Raw genomic sequence first — 17,113 nt, 5'->3', positions numbered from 1 at the left:
ATCTTCTGCAATTATCACAATACCTTAAATTGGGAGGGTGGAATTATGATTCAATGCAAACGTGTATACGAGCAGGCTGGCCCGGACGACGGCTATCGGGTGCTGGTGGACAAACTGTGGCCGCGCGGGGTTAAAAAGACGGACCTCGCGTATGATGAATGGTGTAAAACGCTCACGCCCTCGAATGAATTACGCAAGGCCTTTCATAGCGAAACCATTGATTTCGCCGCCTTCAGTAAAGCCTATCGGGAAGAGCTGGCGCAGCATGCTGACGAGGGAATGCGTCTGGCGACGCTGGCGAACAGGCAGACCGTCACCCTGCTCTACGCTGCCAAAGACACGAAGCAAAATCACGCCCTGGTATTAGCCGACTGGCTGCGCCATCTCTGATCAGCCGATCGCCAGCTCATCGAGGATTTGCGGCGCTTCATCGGGAGTGAGCGGCATCAGATGTTCGGCGCGGACAAAGGCAAAGCCGTGCTGATTGTCAAAGGCGTAAACATCGCCAGTCACCAGCCAAAGGGCGCGATCGGCGGTAGCGGGTAATTGCGTCATCACGCCGTTGACCGGGTTAACGAAACGCAGGCCGGGCTGACACAGGCCAAACAGCTCAACAGATTTACCAATATTGCGACGGCCTGACGCCGTGCGGGCACCGATGATCATCGCCATGCTGCCCGGTTTAAGCTGAAACATACTTCTCTCACGGTAACGGTAGCCAGGAAATGGCTAAGAATAATCCTAAAGAGAAGTGTATCGCAGGCAATATACGTCTGTCACCTGGTGGGTTGCGGACGATCGCGACGGTAGAGCGTCCATTCATCAATCACTTCGCCCCCCGGTAGTTTGCACTCCGTGCGAACGCCCTGCGGGCTTTGAACCGGGATCTGTTCCCCACCTTTCTCCAGGCAGTACACGGAGGCCGGGTTCGCCATACCGATAGCATGAGGCGGTTTCGGGGCATCGGGTGGAGTTGTTTTCGCGGTGCAGGCAGCCAGGGGAAGCGCCAGCGCCAGAAGCAGAAATCTCATCTCATTGATCCTTGTGACATCATGACAATCTAAGGTTAACGGGTCATCACCCCTTTCTCCATGATTTCTCCATTTTAACTGCACTTTTCAACACTATAGTGTGGCATGTTCTCGATATGACCAGAGAACATCATTCCGTAATCAAGATGTCTTTGCCCCGGTCTCAACAACGGGGCCTTTTTTCTCTGCTGCTGCCCCCTCCCTGCATATATTAAATTTTTTATATTCATGTTTTACTATGCCTGAAGTCTAAAAACTCAGCATAACATGCAGATGCAGACGTCTTCTGCCTGGGAGTCATTCTACGTCATGTCGGATATTATCCTTGCCCGTGTTTCAGAAACCCTCGCCACTGAACAATCCCTTGAAGGTCTCGTTCGCCAGCTGCTGGAGATGCTGGAGATTGTGACTGACATGGAGTCGACTTACCTCACCAAGGTAGATATCGAAGCCCGACTGCAGCATATCCTCTACGCCCGCAACAGCAAGCAGATGACAATTCCTGAGGGGCTGAGCGTCCCGTGGGATGAAACACTGTGCAAGCGCGCGCTGGATAGCGACACCGTATTCAGCAACGACGTTCCCGAACGCTGGCCGGAGTGCGAGGCGGCGAAAGCGCTCGGCATTACGACCTACATGAGTATTCCTGTCCATCTTGCGGATGGTTCACTCTACGGAACGCTTTGTGCCACCAGCACCGCCAGAAAGCCGCTTAGCGAGCGCGGTGAACAGGTCCTGAAGTTATTCGCCGGGCTGATTGCCCAGTCCATTCAGAAAGAGTCGCTGGTAACCCAGCTTCGCGAAGCCAACGCGGCCCTCATCGCGCACTCTTACACGGATGCCCTTACCGGTTTACCCAACCGTCGCGCCATTTTTGAAGATCTGACCACGCTGTTTTCCCTGGCGCGTCACCTTAAACGTAACACCGTCATCGCGTTCATCGATCTGGATGATTTCAAGCTGATTAACGATCGCTACGGCCACGAGGCTGGCGACCAGTTCCTGATTGAAGTGGGCAAGCGTCTGACGGAAGAAAAACAGCAGGACGATATCATTGGCCGGCTGGGCGGCGATGAGTTTCTGGTGGCGTCGTTGAGCACATCCCACAGCGAAGGAGATAACGCGCAGGTCACGCTGCTCAAAACGCGTCTCAGCGCCTGTATTGCCGGTGAATACTGGCTGGGTAGCGTCAACCTCATTTACCCCGGAGCCAGCGTCGGCGTTATCGAAGTGGACCCTCAGATAACCGATCCGGACAGCGCATTACGCGACGCAGATGTCGCGATGTATCAGGATAAGAAAGGAAAAAGCAAAACACGCTTTCTCACTATCGATTAACCCCGTACACTCTACGGCGTTACAAAAACCGAAACAGGTGATGATATGAGAATAGGGATCCTCTTCCCGGTCGTTATTTTTATAACGGCGGTGATTTTTTTAGCATGGTTTTTTGTCGGTGGTTACGCGGCGCCTGGGGCATAAATGAGAAAAACGACCCTCGTTATGCTGATCGTTGCCATCGCGGCATTTGCCGGCACGCAGCTTGGCTGGTGGTAAACGCCACTACGTAAAAAGGCCGCCATCTGGCAGCCTTTTTTAACGCTTGTAAGCCTTAGCTTTTGATTTTTCTGTAGATAAACAGAACAACCAGCGCACCAATCACCGCGACAGCGAAACTGCCGAAGTTAAAGCCATCGACTTTGCCAAAACCGAACAGCGTACTGATCCAGCCGCCGACTACCGCGCCGATAATACCCAGTATTACGGTGACGATAAACCCACCGCCATCTTTGCCCGGCATGATCCACTTCGCCAGAATACCCGCAATAAGCCCAAAGATAATCCAGGATAAAATTCCCATAACTTTCCTCTCTGTATGGTTTTTGTCATTAAATCAACGACACAAAAAAGAATAGCACAGGATTTCAGAAAGGAAATTTGTGATAGGCATCACAATGAGAGAGTGCGCAATTATTCATCAACAAAAAGAGCCTACCGCATAAACTGTGGGGTTGCATCTTTTGTTGAGAAAGATTATCTTTCTCAACACTGAATAGTTGAGCGTAACACTCAGGTATTCAGTACGACATTGCTCACATTGCTTCCAGTATTTCTTGCCCACTCCTGAGTGGGCTTTTTTTTCTGTTCATACCCCAACAAACGCGTACCGGTTACGTCCTGCGCGTTTTGCCTGGTAGAGCGCCTGGTCAGCGGCAATAATGATATTCTGCTGGCTGCCCGCGATGTCGACCGCACGCGCGGTGGAAATCCCGACGCTTACCGTCACCCGTCCGAAGGGGCTAAAATCATGCGTGATTTGCAGGGAGAACACGTTGCGAATAATCGTCTGCGCCAGTCGAAGCGCCTCCTGAATATCCGTATCAGGCAATATCAGCGCAAACTCCTCTCCGCCGTAGCGCGCCACAATCTGATTATCACGGGTAAGGCTCTCCCTGAGACTGTTTCCCAGCAGCGTCAGACACCGGTCCCCTTCCGGATGGCCGTAGTTATCGTTGTATTTTTTGAAGTAGTCCACGTCCACAATCAGTATCGAAATTGCTGCGTCATGCGCGGCACAAGTCGCGATTTCCGAGAGGATTCTTTCATCAAAAATGCGACGGTTATACAGCCCGGTCAACGCATCCTCGGAAGCGATAATCTTCAGCGCCTTATTATCTCTGGTTTTTCTGGATAAGTCGGAATACAGGAAGTATGACGCGACGATAAGTATCGCAGTGAAAACGAAAATGAGCAGCGCCAGCTGAATGGCCTGCTTGCGCCACGGTGCGAGGGCTTCATCAATGCTGACGGCCACGGTGGTCACCAGCCCGTAGCGTCGGTTTTTCTCATAGGCGTAAATGCGTTCGATTTTATCAAACCGCGAAACGGAACTGGCTATCCCGGTATTTTGTACCTTTAGGTATTTCCTGAAGAGGGGTGAATCAGAAAAAATCGTGCCGACGTAGGTATTTTTAAAGGGGTGACGGACCAGCAGCACGCCGGATTGTGTCGTTAAGCCAATGACGCCCAGGTGACCAATATTAATCTGCCCGTAAAGCGCGAGAAAATTCTCGATACCCAGCGTCACCACCACGACACCGTTAAATGCCCCGGTGTGGGTTTCAAGGCGACGACTAATGGTAATGACCCATTTGCCATTGGTTCTGCTGACCACGGGCTCACCAATAAAAATCTGCTGATTTTTATTTTCCTTGTGATAGATAAAAAATGACCTGTCCGATCCTTTGCGTGGGCCTGTAAAAGTTTCGTGCAACGCGGTAAAGATATCGCCCTGAGCGTCGTAAACAACCACATTATTAATCTGGGTAAGAAGATTATCCTGATTATTTATCATCCGCTGAATATTGGTCGCCTGTTGCGGCGTCATGCCATAAATTTCGATTATGTCGGAAACGGTAGTAATTAACATTTCGCTTTGGCGCATGATCCCCTCGGTGTAGACATCAAGGGTATGGCTCAGGTTAGCAACGCTGGTATTAATTTGCTGAATTGACTGCTGTCTGGACGTGGCAATTTGGACGGCAAGCGACAGCGAGATGATCAATGAGACAATGATGACGGTAATGGTTGTTGTGTAAAAAGTATTTTTCACATGCACGAGCTTTTCCACCTTATCACGCCTGACATCCCTGGCTGACAACTCTTGTCACTGTAACAAAGCTGGGGATAAGAGGAAAATGAATTGCACTTAAGCATACAACAGAAGCTCGTCTTTATTTCGTTTTACAAACTAACGGTCTCCCTGGGTTTAGATAAAATGACCTTAATAAAATCGATATAGGAGACGGGCTTACCAAAATAATATCCCTGTAACAGGGTTATCTCATTACGGTTGAGATACTCCAGTTGCTCTTTTGTTTCTACGCCTTCAGCGACAATGCGCAATGAGAGTTTTTTCGCCAGGTCAATGACGCAGTCCAGCAAGATAGTTGAGTCCTTTTCCTCTGAAACCCGGTTCACAAAGCTTTTATCAATTTTAATATAATCAATGGCAAGCGCATTAAGGCATGACAGCCCGGAATAACCCGTACCAAAATCATCCAGGGCAATAACAAAGCCGGCGTTATGCAGCATGTTAAGGTTCTCCACGAGGTGAGGATTATCGACCAGCGGTTCACGCTCGGTCACCTCGAGAACCAGTTTGACCTCTTTACCCTGAAACCCCTTCCCGAAAACGCGACAGTCACCGATAAATGAAGGCGCATTAATATGCCTGGCGCTGATGTTCACCCCAATATGAAACCCGTCCGGTAGCTTAGGCAAAAGCGGCTTAAGCTGGGTCACCACTTTCGCCATCAATCCTTTGGTCAGCGGAATAATCAACCCGCTACGTTCAGCAATAGGAATAAAGACATCCGGCGGGATAAAGCCTGACTTTGGATGCTTCCATCTTGCCAGGACCTCAACGCCGTACAGCCCGCCGGTATCGCCGTTCACGATCGGCTGGTAATAAGGCTCGATCTCCCCCTGCAAAATCGCTTTACGCAAATCGTCTTCAAATGAGGTACTTTTCCCCTTGTATCGGCGGATCAAAATACCCACCGCCACCGATAGCGCGAGAATAAGCAGTATCAGGCTCCATCCCTGTTGCAAAAGCCGCGTCAGGCTGAAAAAGGCAGGAGGTTGCCAGGCAAGGCTAAAGGGAAATTGCGTTGATGCCATAAGCGCCCCCGTCCAGGAGGCCGCTTTCCAGCCCCTCACATCGCCGTTGCGAACAAGCATGCTTTCGCCGACAACCAGTCCCAGATCCACGCTGTTCGATGCGCTTGCAATGACGTCCTGCAAATGCGCGTCACTGATGCTGACAATGACGCGCCCTCCCGCGATGGGCATCTGGAAGATAAGCACCGGAATGCCGTTCACCAGTCGATTGCCGGGTAACAGCATCAATTTTTCGGCAGGTAACGTCTCAGGATGAATAATCAACACGCCATTCCCGGGAAGGGAAGTACAGATGATTTTACCCTGCAACTCGATCATGATGGCGCGCAGATGCGGTTTTAGCGCTGCCTCTGTCCCCAGCGCCAGCTGTCCGCTACTGGTACACCCTTGAGCCGCAATGCGCTTTGCCGTGCTGGCCGCACTGACTGCTTCAGCCAGAATGTTTTCTATTTTTTGGGTGCTCGCCGTGGCGGTATGACTATTACTCAGCTTCGCCATCTGCCATAGCTGCCAGTTAATAATCAAAATGCCGCTCAGAAAAAGAAACAGAGCGCTAAGAATAGGGATCATCACGTTGCGCACGATGTTTTCCTTAATAGAAAAAACAAGCATGGATGTTCTGGTAGAAGAGCCTGTGCTATCCCGGTATTGCATATAACAATGAAAATAGCTTAGCTGAGAATTGTCTTAAAAAACTGATACTTTCGTATGAGTTCACCTGCCGGCATTTACTCACATGACGTGACTATCAGGCTTGTTCCTTGCCCTAGCTGTGTTAAGATTTGTGAAATCAGGGAGCGGACTGGATATCTGGAAAATGAAAAAGCTCATTGCCATTGCTATCGTTTCGACGCTTCTGGTCTTCCTGTCTCTTTATGCGGTCAATGCTGTAATCATCGGTCAGCAGAAGAGTAAACAGCGTGAAATATCCCATACCCTTTTACATTATTCAGAAGACGTGTCCCAAAGCGTGGCGCTGGGTCTCAAAAGCATCACGACGCAGGGATGTGATAAAACCAGCCTCGATCGCTACAGACAAATTAAGCTTAATAATCTTTATTTTGCCGATATAGGCTTTATTGAGAAGGGAAAAATAGTCTGTACCGCTTTTTGGGGGAAACTCGCGACGCCCGTTGCACTTCCTGCAGAACTGCATAAAACGCCGAGGGGCTTTCTCCTGGCCCAGTTTTCGAGAAAAGACTTTTTCACGGGCAATGCGGCAATTTATAATAATATTATTATCTTCACCTCCCGCTATGCTTACGATAAATTCACCCCGGTCACCGCAAGCTATTCGCTCAGTGCTACCACCAAAGACTTCGGCAGAATCTTTTTTTCGGCCGCCACGGAGCTAAATCAGCAGAGCTGGCTGCATTCGACATTGTTTACCCTGACCCTGACACAGTGCAGCGCCTTCTGGGACCTGTGCGTCATCGTGCAGCATCACGACGCCGGGCTCGCCTCGTTACCTCCGTTTATCTTTGCGCTTCTCGCGGTCATTCTCTGTTTTATCTGGATTGCGATAACGTTATTTATCTTCCGTATCTATGAAGACCGTTTTTCTCTGGAACGTACGCTGATAAAAGCCGTCCTCACGAATACCATAAGCGTTAACTATCAGCCCATTATTCGTATTCACGATCAAAAAATCGTGGGTGTAGAAGTTCTGTCGAGATGGCGTGACCAAAAGCACGGGGACGTCTCTCCGGAGCTGTTTATCCCATTAATTAAGAAGATCGGTTTGTATAAAAAATATTACAGTAATATTATCGAAAAATCCCTTTCCGAAATTGCCCCTCTGGCGATAAAACACCAGCTGATAGTCTCAATAAACGTTGGGCACAAGGAAATTGAAGATGGACAGTTCATTACCATTTTGCGTCGTGCGTGTTTTGCCAATCACCTTCCCCTTTCCCTGATGAAGGTCGAACTTTCTGAGAAAGCCGTTTCCACGGCAGATATCCTCGAGGGATTCTGTCAGGAGCTGAAATCGCTCGGCGTTAAAATATCAATAGATGATTTTGGCGTGCAAAACTCCAATCTCGCCCGCCTGTCGCTGCTTGAATATGATGAAATCAAAATTGATAAGTCGCTGGTGGACGGCATCAGCGAGCATTATAAGCAAAACATCTTTGCAATCTTCTGCGATGCCCTTGCAAGATTGAATAAAACGCTTGTTTTCGAGGGCGTGGAAAATGAAATTCAATATCGCTTTATTGCAAGCAGATATCCCGATGCGCTGATTCAGGGATGGTATTTTTCAAAAGCACTCACCCGGAGCGAGCTGGCGAAGCGACTCACCGGGGTCGCACCGTAACCCGAAGCCTTGCGCGTCCGTTTTTTTCCAGTCGGGCATTTCTATTTTTTACGCAAAAACATATAGTCGTCACATTCAGACGGTAGATTACCCTGAAGCACACTCATATTTTGGTTAAAAACGTGAAATTATCCTTACTATTCCCAGTGGTACTCTTTTGTCTGACCGTTATTTTCGCGCTGTTTATCGACGCCCCCGCTTCGCATATTCTGCGGAAAAAATGCATGTGGTCCGATAGCGTGATGCTGAGCTGTATCGCAAAGCATCAGCATAACGGTTTTTGAAGCAGACTATTCATTTCCCCACTGATTGAGGAAGTTCGCAATATCATCAACGCGACCCGCACGGATCGCGGCCTCAGTGGCCATCTCCTGCTGGGCTTCCTCGCTAATCTCCTCATTATTCGATAAACGGGTGAGCAGCAGCTGGAAATAATGTGCCAGCGCGTCACGCTCTGACTCAGCGACCGGATCAGCGGCTTCCGTCGCGTACTCATCGGCAATGTCATAATATTTCAGTGGGATATCGTTGTTCATAACTGTCTCGTCGCTAATTTTTACGGGTAAAGCCATCAGTATATCGGACGCCTAATCTCAACCAAAGCATTGCTTCAGATGAGTAACGCAAGCAGCGCTGCGAGAGCAGGCGCGGCCTGTACATACAAAATTTTTCGGCTGGCGGTGGCTGCGCCAAAGAGTCCGGCGATCAGCACGCAGGTAAGGAAGAAGATGGCCACCTGAATCCCCTTTTCCCCGAGCCAGAGGCTCCAGAGCAGACCGGCCGCCAGAAAACCGTTATACAGCCCCTGATTCGCGGCCAGCACGCGGGTCTCGCGCGCAAAATCAGGACGCAGATTAAAGGCCTTATGCCCTGTTTTGGTATTCCACAGGAACATTTCCAGCACAAGTATGTAAAGATGGATGAATGCAACGACAGCGATAAGGACGGTGGCTAACATCGTGTTGTCTCCCGCAGGCAGAGGCAAAAAAAACGGGAACCCTCAGGCCCCCGCTCTTGTTTAACCCAGAATCTGGATTACATGTTTGCGATAATCGCGTCGCCAAACTCTGAGCATTTCAGCAGCTTAGCGCCTTCCATCAGACGTTCGAAGTCATAGGTTACGGTTTTCGCGTTGATCGCGCCTTCCATACCTTTAACGATCAGGTCTGCGGCTTCGAACCATTCCATATGACGCAGCATCATCTCTGCGGACAGGATGATAGAGCCTGGGTTCACTTTGTCCTGGCCTGCATATTTAGGTGCAGTACCGTGGGTCGCTTCGAACAGGGCGCACTCGTCACCGATGTTCGCGCCAGGGGCGATACCGATACCGCCAACCTGAGCAGCCAGGGCGTCAGAGATGTAGTCACCGTTCAGGTTCATACAGGCAATTACGTCGTATTCTGCAGGACGCAGCAGGATCTGCTGCAGGAACGCATCGGCGATCACATCTTTAATGATGATCTCTTTGCCGGTGTTCGGGTTCTTAATCTTCTGCCATGGGCCACCGTCGATCAGCTCACCGCCGAACTCTTCTTTCGCCAACTGGTAGCCCCAGTCTTTGAACGCGCCTTCGGTGAACTTCATGATGTTGCCTTTGTGAACCAGAGTCACAGAGTCACGGTCGTTGGTGATCGCGTATTCGATGGCCGCACGCACGAGACGTTTAGTACCGTCTTCAGAGCATGGCTTGATGCCGATACCGCAATGCTCAGGGAAGCGAATCTTCTTCACGCCCATCTCTTCGCGCAGGAATTTAATCACTTTTTCTGCGTCAGCAGAGTCCGCTTTCCATTCGATACCCGCGTAGATGTCTTCTGAGTTTTCGCGGAAGATAACCATATCGGTCAGTTCAGGGTGCTTAACCGGGCTTGGGGTGCCCTGATAGTAACGAACCGGACGCAGACACACGTACAGGTCCAGCTCCTGACGCAGTGCCACGTTCAGGGAACGGATACCGCCGCCAACTGGCGTCGTCAGTGGGCCTTTAATAGCAACGCGGTAGTCGCGGATCAGGTCCAGCGTTTCTGCTGGCAGCCAGACGTCCTGGCCATAAACTTGAGTAGATTTCTCACCGGTGTAAATTTCCATCCAGGAAATTTTACGCTCGCCTTTGTAGGCTTTCTCAACAGCGGCATCAACCACTTTCAGCATCGCCGGGGTAACGTCTACACCGATACCGTCACCTTCGATGAACGGGATAATCGGATTGTGAGGAACGTTAATCTTGCCGTTTTGCAGGGTGATCTTTTTACCTTCCGCCGGAACAACTACTTTGCTTTCCATTAACCTCTCCTTCGAGCGCTTCTGGTTGTTACTGATCTTATGTTAATAAATTGTAATGAGCCCTTCGATAGTACCTGATTGTCCTGCGCCATGAAAGGTCTTCGTTATTAGGCTATAATGCGGCAATTGATAACGCCTGAAAATACCATGAAGAAAACTTCTTTTACAAAACACCGGGTTGAGCGATTCAGCTCGCGACAAGCCGCCAGAAGACCGCAGGAAACCCAGCCGAAGCGGGTTATTTTGTTCAATAAACCCTACGATGTTTTGCCGCAGTTTACCGATGAAGCCGGGCGCAGCACGCTGAAGGACTACATTCCCGTTCAGGGCGTCTACGCGGCCGGGCGCCTGGACCGCGACAGCGAAGGCCTTCTGGTCTTAACCAACGACGGCGCGTTGCAGGCGAAGCTCACGCAGCCGGGCAAACGCACCGGCAAAATTTACTTCGTCCAGGTGGAAGGCGAGCCGGATGACGCGACGCTGGCAGCGCTACGCAGCGGCGTGACGTTGAACGACGGCCCAACCCTGCCCGCAGGTATTGAACGCGTGAATGAGCCGGAGTGGCTGTGGCCGCGCAACCCGCCGATTCGCGAACGTAAATCCATCCCGACAAGCTGGCTCAAAATCACCCTTTATGAAGGCCGCAACCGCCAGGTTCGCCGCATGACCGCACACGTCGGCTTCCCAACCCTGCGTCTGATTCGCTACGCCATGGGCAGCTACACCCTGGAAACGCTGGCAAACGGCGAATGGCGCGACGTCACCCCTTAAGGAGTCACTATGTTTAAACCTCATGTCACGGTTGCCTGCGTGGTCCACGCCAGGGGTAAATTCCTTGTTGTCGAAGAGAGCATTAACGGCAAAGCGCTGTGGAACCAGCCTGCCGGACACCTTGAAGCCAATGAAACCCTGCTGCAGGCAGCAAAACGCGAGCTGTGGGAAGAGACCGGCATTCACGCTGAGCCCCAGCACTTCATCCGTATGCACCAGTGGATCGCGCCGGATCACACCCCGTTTCTGCGCTTTTTATTCGCCGTTGAGCTTAGCGAAACGTGCGCCACAGAGCCGCAGGATGACGATATCGATCGCTGTCTCTGGGTCACCGCCGACGAGATCCTGAACGCGCCAAACCTGCGCTCGCCGCTGGTTGCGGAAAGCATTCGCTGCTGGCAGTCTGCTGGCCGCTTACCGCTGGATGTCATCGGCGCATTTAACTGGCCGTTTACAGAGGGTGTCAATGGTGGGGGGGCGTGATAGAATACGCCGCCTTGAAGTTCAATGTCGTGAGTATTCCATGTCAGATAACAGCCAGAAAAAAGTGATCGTCGGCATGTCCGGCGGTGTCGATTCCTCCGTTTCCGCCTACCTGTTACAGCAACAGGGCTATAAGGTGGAGGGCCTGTTCATGAAGAACTGGGAGGAAGATGATGGCGAGGAATACTGCACCGCCGCAGCGGATCTCGCCGACGCGCAGGCCGTATGCGATAAGCTCGGCATTGAACTGCACACCGTTAACTTTGCCGCAGAATACTGGGACAACGTTTTTGAACTGTTCCTGGAAGAGTACAAAGCGGGCCGCACGCCGAACCCGGATATTCTGTGCAACAAAGAGATCAAATTTAAGGCCTTCCTGGAATTCGCCGCGGAAGATCTGGGCGCTGACTACATCGCGACCGGTCACTACGTGCGTCGCGCAGACGTGAATGGCAAAAGCCAGCTGCTGCGCGGTCTGGACGGCAACAAAGATCAAAGCTATTTCCTCTATACGCTGAGCCACGAGCAAATCGCCCAGAGCCTGTTCCCGGTCGGCGAGCTGGAAAAGCCGCAGGTGCGTAAAATCGCCGAAGAGCTGGACCTCATCACCGCGAAGAAAAAAGACTCTACCGGCATTTGCTTCATCGGCGAGCGCAAATTCCGCGATTTCCTCGGACGTTACCTGCCTGCTCAGCCGGGTAAAATTGTCACCGTCGACGGGGAAGAGATTGGCCAGCATCAGGGGCTGATGTACCACACGCTCGGTCAGCGTAAAGGCCTGGGTATTGGCGGGACCAAAGAAGGTAGCGAAGATCCATGGTATGTTGTCGACAAAGACGTCGAAAACAATATTCTGGTTGTTGCCCAGGGTCACGATCATCCGCGTCTGATGTCCGTTGGTCTTATCGCGCAGCAGCTTCACTGGGTCGATCGTGAGCCGCTGAAAGGCACCCTGCGCTGCACGGTGAAAACACGCTACCGTCAGACCGATATTCCTTGCACCATTACCGCGCTCGATGACGATCGCATTGACGTGCGTTTCGACGAGCCGGTCGCGGCCGTCACCCCGGGTCAGTCTGCTGTCTTCTACAGCGGCGAAATCTGTCTGGGCGGCGGGATCATTGAACAGCGCCTGCCGCTGCCTGCTGTTTAATACGATTCACACATAAAGGAGACCGTGTGGCGAAGAACTACTATGACATCACCCTGGCGCTGGCGGGAATTTGCCAGTCAGCCCGTCTGGTGCAACAGCTGGCGCATCAGGGTCATTGCGACGCAGATGCCCTGCACGTTTCACTGAACAGCGTTATCGATCTCAACCCCGGCTCGACCCTGGGCGTGTTCGGCGGCAGTGAAACTAATCTTCGTCTCGGTCTTGAAACCCTGCTCGGCGTGCTTAACGCCAGCAGCCGTCAGGGATTAAACGCGGAGCTGACCCGCTACACGCTGAGCCTGATGGTGCTGGAGCGTAAGCTGAGCGCCGCAAAAGGCGCAATGAATACCCTGGGCGATCGTATTGCCGGGCTGCAGCGCCAACTTGACCATTTTGATCTGCAGTCCGAAACGCTGCTGAGCGCTATGGCCGGCATTTATGTTGACGTCATCAGCCCGCTGGGGCCGCGTATTCAGGTCACCGGATCCCCTGCCGTGCTGCAAAGTCCGCAGGTACAGGCAAAAGTGCGCGCGTCCCTGCTGGCAGGTATCCGCGCCGCCGTGCTGTGGCACCAGGTGGGCGGTGGCCGCCTGCAGTTAATGTTTTCTCGTAATCGCCTGACCACTCAGGCAAAACAAATTCTTGCTCATTGTTAACCTCCCGGAGTTGCGAATTATGGAATTATCCTCACTGACCGCCGTATCCCCTGTCGATGGACGCTACGGCGATAAAGTCAGCGCGCTGCGCGGGATCTTCAGCGAATATGGTTTGCTGAAGTTCCGTGTTCAGGTTGAAGTACGCTGGCTGCAAAAGCTGGCCGCCCAGGCAGCAATCAAGGAAGTTCCTGCTTTTGACGAAAAGGCAAACGATTACCTTGATAAAATCGTTGCTGAGTTTAGCGAACAAGACGCCGCGCGCATTAAAACCATCGAACGCACCACCAACCACGACGTGAAAGCGGTTGAGTACTTCCTGAAAGAGAAAGTGGAAAGCGTCCCTGCGCTGCATGCCGTGTCTGAGTTCATTCACTTCGCCTGTACCTCTGAAGACATCAACAACCTCTCTCACGCGCTGATGCTCTCCACCGCGCGTAAAGAGGTGGTGCTGCCTTACTGGCGTAAAATCATCGACGCGGTAAAAGCGCTGTCCGTGGAATACCGCGACATTCCGCTGCTCTCCCGTACCCACGGCCAGCCGGCCACCCCATCCACGATGGGTAAAGAGATGGCTAACGTCGCGTACCGTATGGAGCGCCAGTACCGTCAGCTGGAGCAGGTTGAGATCCTCGGCAAAATCAACGGCGCGGTCGGTAACTATAACGCCCACATCGCCGCTTACCCGGAAGTGGACTGGCACCAGTTCAGCGAAGAGTTCGTGACCTCTCTGGGCATTCAGTGGAACCCGTACACCACGCAGATTGAGCCGCACGACTATATCGCCGAACTGTTTGACTGCATCGCGCGCTTCAACACCATCCTGATCGACTTCGATCGTGACGTGTGGGGCTACATCGCCCTGAACCACTTCAAGCAGAAAACCATCGCCGGTGAAATCGGCTCTTCCACCATGCCGCACAAAGTGAACCCAATCGACTTCGAAAACTCCGAAGGCAACCTGGGCCTGGCGAACGCCGTGCTGCAGCATATGGCGAGCAAACTGCCGGTATCCCGCTGGCAGCGCGACCTGACCGACTCCACCGTACTGCGTAACCTGGGCGTGGGCATTGGCTACGCGCTGATCGCGTACCAGTCCACCCTGAAAGGCGTGAGCAAACTGGAAGTGAACCGTGACCGTCTGCTGGACGAGCTGGATCACAACTGGGAAGTGCTGGCGGAGCCAATCCAGACCGTGATGCGCCGTTACGGTATCGAAAAACCGTACGAGAAGCTGAAAGAGCTGACCCGCGGCAAACGCGTTGACGCCGAAGGCATGAAGCAGTTTATCGACGGTCTGGCGCTGCCGGAAGAAGAGAAAACGCGCCTGAAGGCGATGACCCCGGCGAACTACATTGGTCGCGCTATCACCATGGTCGACGAGCTGAAGTAACGCCCTTCTCCCCCTTTTCGCCCGAAAAGGGGGATGCTTTTCCCCGGTTTACTCAATGTTTATCCCCACAACAACATAATCAGCGTTAAACTATTCATACCAATTATTTAGGGAGAAGAGATGATGCGCGTACTGGTTGTTGAGGATAACGCATTGCTACGCCATCACCTGAAGGTTCAGCTTCAGGAGATGGGACATCAGGTGGACGATGCTGAAGATGCAAAAGAAGCCGATTATTATCTCAATGAACACCTGCCGGATATCGCCATTGTCGATTTAGGGTTGCCTGACGAAGACGGTCTGTCGTTAATTCGCCGCTGGCGCAGCCACGATGTCTCCCTGCCGGTTCTGGTTCTGACCGCCCGTGAAGGCTGGCAGGATAAGGTCGAAGTGCTCAGCGCGGGTGCAGACGATTACGTCACCAAGCCGTTTCATATTGAAGAGGTGGCGGCGCGCATGCAGGCGCTGTTACGCCGCAACAGCGGGCTGGCTTCACAGGTTATTTCCATCCCGCCATTCCAGGTCGATCTCTCCCGCCGGGAATTAGCGATCAATGAGGAAGTGATTAAGCTCACCGCCTTCGAATACACCATCATGGAAACGCTGATCCGTAACAATGGCAAAGTGGTGAGCAAAGATTCCTTAATGCTCCAGCTTTATCCTGATGCTGAACTGCGCGAGAGCCATACCATTGACGTGCTGATGGGCCGTTTACGTAAGAAAATTCAGGCGCAGTATCCGCAGGATGTGATTACCACCGTCCGTGGCCAGGGCTACCTGTTCGAATTACGCTAAATGAGAGGGATTTTACGCCACATTCTGCCCCTCTCGCTGCGGGTTCGTTTCTTACTGGCAACAGCCGCCGTCGTGCTGGTGCTGTCGCTCTCCTACGGCATGGTCGCCCTGGTGGGCTACAGCGTCAGCTTTGATAAAACAACCTTTCGGCTGTTGCGCGGCGAAAGCAATCTGTTTTATACCCTGGCGAAGTGGGAAAACAACCGAATCACCGTCGAAATGCCGGAAAAACTCAACCAGCAGAGCCCAACGCTGGCCCTGATTTATAACGAAAAAGGGAAATTACTGTGGGCGCAGCGTGATATCCCCTGGCTGGTTAAAAGCATTCGTCCGGACTGGCTCAAAACCAACGGGTTTCATGAAATTGAAGCCGATCTCAACACCACCAGCTCGCTGATCCGTGAAGATCGCTCCCTGCAGCAAAAGCTGAACGAGATCCGCGCCGACAACGCCGAAACGGAGATGACGCACTCCGTCGCGATTAACCTCTATCCGGCGACGCTGAACATGCCGCAGCTGACCATTGTGGTGATCGACACCATTCCGGTCGAGCTGAAGCGTTCTTATATGGTCTGGAGCTGGTTCATCTACGTTCTGGCTGCGAATCTCCTGCTGGTGATCCCGCTGCTGTGGGTGGCAGCGTGGTGGAGCTTGCGCCCCATTGAGTCACTGGCGAAAGAGGTTCGTGAGCTGGAAGAACATCATCGCGAGAAGCTGAACCCGGAAACCACCCGTGAGCTCACCAGCCTGGTGCGTAACCTCAACCGCCTGCTGAAAAGTGAACGCGAACGCTACGATAAATACCGTACCACCCTTACCGACCTGACCCACAGCCTGAAAACTCCGCTGGCCGTCATGCAAAGTACCCTGCGTTCAATGCGCAGTTCGAAGCTGAGCGTCGATGATGCCGAGCCGGTGATGCTGGAGCAGATCAGCCGTATTTCACAGCAAATTGGCTATTACCTGCACCGCGCCAGCATGCGTTCCGGCAGCGCGCTTCTGAGCCGCGAGCTGCACCCGGTAGCCCCGCTTCTGGATAACCTCACGTCCGCCCTCAACAAGGTGTATCAGCGTAAAGGGGTGAACATCAGCCTCGATATCTCACCAGAGATAAGCTTTGTGGGTGAAAAAAATGACTTCATGGAAGTGATGGGTAACCTGCTGGATAACGCCTGCAAATACTGCCTGGAGTTCGTGGAAGTGTCAGCGCGTCAGACGGAAACCGAACTGCATATTATCGTTGAGGATGATGGCCCGGGGATCCCGCGAAATAAACGCGATGTGGTGTTCGATCGCGGTCAGCGCGCCGATACGCTACGTCCTGGCCAGGGCGTAGGATTAGCCGTCGCCCGTGAGATTGTCGACCAGTACGACGGGAAAATAGAAACCAGTGAAAGCCTGCTGGGCGGCGCCAGAATGGAGGTTATTTTTGGTCGCCAGCAGCCCACATTGAACGATAGTTAACCCGTTATGTGAAAAATGCGAGGATCTCGCAGCCGGGGGGCTGAGCTTCCGTTATAATCCGAGTCAGTAAGAGCCTGCGGAATA

The 17,113-nt window shown here is 52.4% G+C and carries 19 protein-coding genes; 11 read left to right on the top strand and 8 right to left on the bottom strand.

Going from position 1 to position 17,113, the window contains the following annotated elements; all coding sequences use genetic code 11:
* The first annotated feature begins 45 nt into the window (after positions 1 to 45).
* Positions 46 to 390, top strand: a complete 345-nt coding sequence (locus UR289_RS04240; protein WP_143347217.1) for a DUF488 domain-containing protein — start codon at positions 46 to 48, stop codon at positions 388 to 390.
* Here UR289_RS04240 and UR289_RS04235 read toward each other — a convergent pair whose 3' ends face one another.
* Both UR289_RS04235 and UR289_RS04230 read right to left on the bottom strand, forming a co-directional pair.
* Positions 391 to 696: a periplasmic protein gene (locus UR289_RS04235; protein WP_039262013.1), complete on the bottom strand. Its 306-nt coding sequence runs from the start codon at positions 694 to 696 to the stop codon at positions 391 to 393. It abuts the gene before it with no gap.
* Positions 697 to 776: 80 nt separating this feature from the next.
* Positions 777 to 1,031: a DUF333 domain-containing protein gene (locus UR289_RS04230; RefSeq protein WP_023311246.1), complete on the bottom strand. Its 255-nt coding sequence runs from the start codon at positions 1,029 to 1,031 to the stop codon at positions 777 to 779.
* Positions 1,032 to 1,340: 309 nt separating this feature from the next.
* Here UR289_RS04230 and UR289_RS04225 point away from each other — a divergent pair, with 309 nt between their 5' ends.
* Positions 1,341 to 2,369: a sensor domain-containing diguanylate cyclase gene (locus UR289_RS04225; RefSeq protein WP_047061889.1), complete on the top strand. Its 1,029-nt coding sequence runs from the start codon at positions 1,341 to 1,343 to the stop codon at positions 2,367 to 2,369.
* Positions 2,370 to 2,414: 45 nt separating this feature from the next.
* Positions 2,415 to 2,513, top strand: coding sequence for a YoaK family small membrane protein (locus tag UR289_RS04220; RefSeq protein WP_029739841.1), 99 nt, complete (start codon positions 2,415 to 2,417; stop codon positions 2,511 to 2,513).
* A gap of 130 nt (positions 2,514 to 2,643) precedes the next feature.
* On the opposite strand, the gene UR289_RS04215 is transcribed toward UR289_RS04220, so the two are convergent.
* The 3 genes from UR289_RS04215 to UR289_RS04205 all read right to left on the bottom strand — a co-directional run bounded on the left by UR289_RS04215 (position 2,644) and on the right by UR289_RS04205 (position 6,326).
* Positions 2,644 to 2,892, bottom strand: coding sequence for a GlsB/YeaQ/YmgE family stress response membrane protein (locus UR289_RS04215; protein ID WP_006174788.1), 249 nt, complete (start codon positions 2,890 to 2,892; stop codon positions 2,644 to 2,646).
* 285 nt (positions 2,893 to 3,177) lie between these two features.
* Positions 3,178 to 4,650, bottom strand: coding sequence for a sensor domain-containing diguanylate cyclase (locus UR289_RS04210; RefSeq protein WP_033146522.1), 1,473 nt, complete (start codon positions 4,648 to 4,650; stop codon positions 3,178 to 3,180).
* A gap of 125 nt (positions 4,651 to 4,775) precedes the next feature.
* On the bottom strand, positions 4,776 to 6,326 hold the full coding sequence (locus UR289_RS04205) for an EAL domain-containing protein (RefSeq protein ID WP_320709362.1): 1,551 nt from the start codon (positions 6,324 to 6,326) through the stop codon (positions 4,776 to 4,778).
* A 205-nt stretch (positions 6,327 to 6,531) separates the two neighbouring features.
* Here UR289_RS04205 and UR289_RS04200 point away from each other — a divergent pair, with 205 nt between their 5' ends.
* Positions 6,532 to 8,031, top strand: coding sequence for an EAL domain-containing protein (locus tag UR289_RS04200; protein ID WP_320709191.1), 1,500 nt, complete (start codon positions 6,532 to 6,534; stop codon positions 8,029 to 8,031).
* Positions 8,032 to 8,321: 290 nt separating this feature from the next.
* Here UR289_RS04200 and UR289_RS04195 read toward each other — a convergent pair whose 3' ends face one another.
* From UR289_RS04195 to icd, 3 genes are all read right to left on the bottom strand, one after another.
* The gene (locus tag UR289_RS04195; RefSeq protein WP_320709190.1) at positions 8,322 to 8,567 is read right to left on the bottom strand and encodes a YmjA family protein; all 246 of its coding nucleotides are present in this window, start codon (positions 8,565 to 8,567) and stop codon (positions 8,322 to 8,324) included.
* A gap of 74 nt (positions 8,568 to 8,641) precedes the next feature.
* A complete protein-coding gene (locus UR289_RS04190) occupies positions 8,642 to 8,989 on the bottom strand; it encodes a DUF1304 domain-containing protein (protein WP_023311240.1) in 348 nt (115 codons plus the stop codon).
* Positions 8,990 to 9,066: 77 nt separating this feature from the next.
* A complete protein-coding gene (gene icd, locus UR289_RS04185) occupies positions 9,067 to 10,317 on the bottom strand; it encodes an NADP-dependent isocitrate dehydrogenase (protein WP_032657958.1) in 1,251 nt (416 codons plus the stop codon).
* A gap of 117 nt (positions 10,318 to 10,434) precedes the next feature.
* Here icd and rluE point away from each other — a divergent pair, with 117 nt between their 5' ends.
* The 7 genes from rluE to phoQ all read left to right on the top strand — a co-directional run bounded on the left by rluE (position 10,435) and on the right by phoQ (position 17,029).
* Positions 10,435 to 11,088, top strand: a complete 654-nt coding sequence (gene rluE / locus UR289_RS04180; protein WP_023311239.1) for a 23S rRNA pseudouridine(2457) synthase RluE — start codon at positions 10,435 to 10,437, stop codon at positions 11,086 to 11,088.
* Between the two features lie 9 nt (positions 11,089 to 11,097).
* Positions 11,098 to 11,571 carry an NUDIX hydrolase gene (locus UR289_RS04175; RefSeq protein ID WP_033145233.1) on the top strand — a complete coding sequence of 158 codons (474 nt, stop codon included), beginning with the start codon at positions 11,098 to 11,100 and terminating at the stop codon, positions 11,569 to 11,571.
* A 40-nt stretch (positions 11,572 to 11,611) separates the two neighbouring features.
* A complete protein-coding gene (gene mnmA, locus UR289_RS04170) occupies positions 11,612 to 12,724 on the top strand; it encodes a tRNA 2-thiouridine(34) synthase MnmA (RefSeq protein ID WP_032657963.1) in 1,113 nt (370 codons plus the stop codon).
* 26 nt (positions 12,725 to 12,750) lie between these two features.
* The gene (hflD, locus tag UR289_RS04165) at positions 12,751 to 13,380 is read left to right on the top strand and encodes a high frequency lysogenization protein HflD (RefSeq protein ID WP_032657965.1); all 630 of its coding nucleotides are present in this window, start codon (positions 12,751 to 12,753) and stop codon (positions 13,378 to 13,380) included.
* A gap of 19 nt (positions 13,381 to 13,399) precedes the next feature.
* Positions 13,400 to 14,770 carry an adenylosuccinate lyase gene (gene purB, locus UR289_RS04160; RefSeq protein ID WP_008500757.1) on the top strand — a complete coding sequence of 457 codons (1,371 nt, stop codon included), beginning with the start codon at positions 13,400 to 13,402 and terminating at the stop codon, positions 14,768 to 14,770.
* 123 nt (positions 14,771 to 14,893) lie between these two features.
* Positions 14,894 to 15,565 carry a two-component system response regulator PhoP gene (gene phoP / locus UR289_RS04155; protein WP_033146521.1) on the top strand — a complete coding sequence of 224 codons (672 nt, stop codon included), beginning with the start codon at positions 14,894 to 14,896 and terminating at the stop codon, positions 15,563 to 15,565.
* The gene (phoQ, locus tag UR289_RS04150) at positions 15,566 to 17,029 is read left to right on the top strand and encodes a two-component system sensor histidine kinase PhoQ (protein ID WP_320709189.1); all 1,464 of its coding nucleotides are present in this window, start codon (positions 15,566 to 15,568) and stop codon (positions 17,027 to 17,029) included.
* Positions 17,030 to 17,113 lie beyond the last annotated feature (84 nt).

It is taken from the genome of Enterobacter sp. 302C9 (genome assembly GCF_034106085.1).
In the GTDB taxonomy this organism is placed as follows: Bacteria; Pseudomonadota; Gammaproteobacteria; order Enterobacterales; family Enterobacteriaceae; genus Enterobacter; species Enterobacter asburiae_B.
The sequence above is the reverse complement of the archived record's forward strand: the minus strand, read 5'-3'. Positions and strand labels throughout refer to the sequence as shown.

Excerpts from the sequence above, each read along its gene's own strand:
- UR289_RS04215 (WP_006174788.1), bottom strand. The coding sequence starts at position 2,892 with ATGGGAATTTTATCCTGGATTATCTTTGGGCTTATTGCGGGTATTCTG.
- UR289_RS04175 (WP_033145233.1), top strand. The coding sequence starts at position 11,098 with ATGTTTAAACCTCATGTCACGGTTGCCTGCGTGGTCCACGCCAGGGGT.
- rluE (WP_023311239.1), top strand. The coding sequence starts at position 10,435 with ATGCGGCAATTGATAACGCCTGAAAATACCATGAAGAAAACTTCTTTT.
- UR289_RS04220 (WP_029739841.1), top strand. The coding sequence starts at position 2,415 with ATGAGAATAGGGATCCTCTTCCCGGTCGTTATTTTTATAACGGCGGTG.
- UR289_RS04230 (WP_023311246.1), bottom strand. The coding sequence starts at position 1,031 with ATGAGATTTCTGCTTCTGGCGCTGGCGCTTCCCCTGGCTGCCTGCACC.
- UR289_RS04225 (WP_047061889.1), top strand. The coding sequence starts at position 1,341 with ATGTCGGATATTATCCTTGCCCGTGTTTCAGAAACCCTCGCCACTGAA.
- UR289_RS04200 (WP_320709191.1), top strand. The coding sequence starts at position 6,532 with ATGAAAAAGCTCATTGCCATTGCTATCGTTTCGACGCTTCTGGTCTTC.
- phoP (WP_033146521.1), top strand. The coding sequence starts at position 14,894 with ATGCGCGTACTGGTTGTTGAGGATAACGCATTGCTACGCCATCACCTG.
- phoQ (WP_320709189.1), top strand. The coding sequence starts at position 15,566 with ATGAGAGGGATTTTACGCCACATTCTGCCCCTCTCGCTGCGGGTTCGT.
- purB (WP_008500757.1), top strand. The coding sequence starts at position 13,400 with ATGGAATTATCCTCACTGACCGCCGTATCCCCTGTCGATGGACGCTAC.
- mnmA (WP_032657963.1), top strand. The coding sequence starts at position 11,612 with ATGTCAGATAACAGCCAGAAAAAAGTGATCGTCGGCATGTCCGGCGGT.
- UR289_RS04240 (WP_143347217.1), top strand. The coding sequence starts at position 46 with ATGATTCAATGCAAACGTGTATACGAGCAGGCTGGCCCGGACGACGGC.
- UR289_RS04190 (WP_023311240.1), bottom strand. The coding sequence starts at position 8,989 with ATGTTAGCCACCGTCCTTATCGCTGTCGTTGCATTCATCCATCTTTAC.
- UR289_RS04235 (WP_039262013.1), bottom strand. The coding sequence starts at position 696 with ATGTTTCAGCTTAAACCGGGCAGCATGGCGATGATCATCGGTGCCCGC.
- UR289_RS04205 (WP_320709362.1), bottom strand. The coding sequence starts at position 6,326 with ATGCTTGTTTTTTCTATTAAGGAAAACATCGTGCGCAACGTGATGATC.
- icd (WP_032657958.1), bottom strand. The coding sequence starts at position 10,317 with ATGGAAAGCAAAGTAGTTGTTCCGGCGGAAGGTAAAAAGATCACCCTG.
- UR289_RS04195 (WP_320709190.1), bottom strand. The coding sequence starts at position 8,567 with ATGAACAACGATATCCCACTGAAATATTATGACATTGCCGATGAGTAC.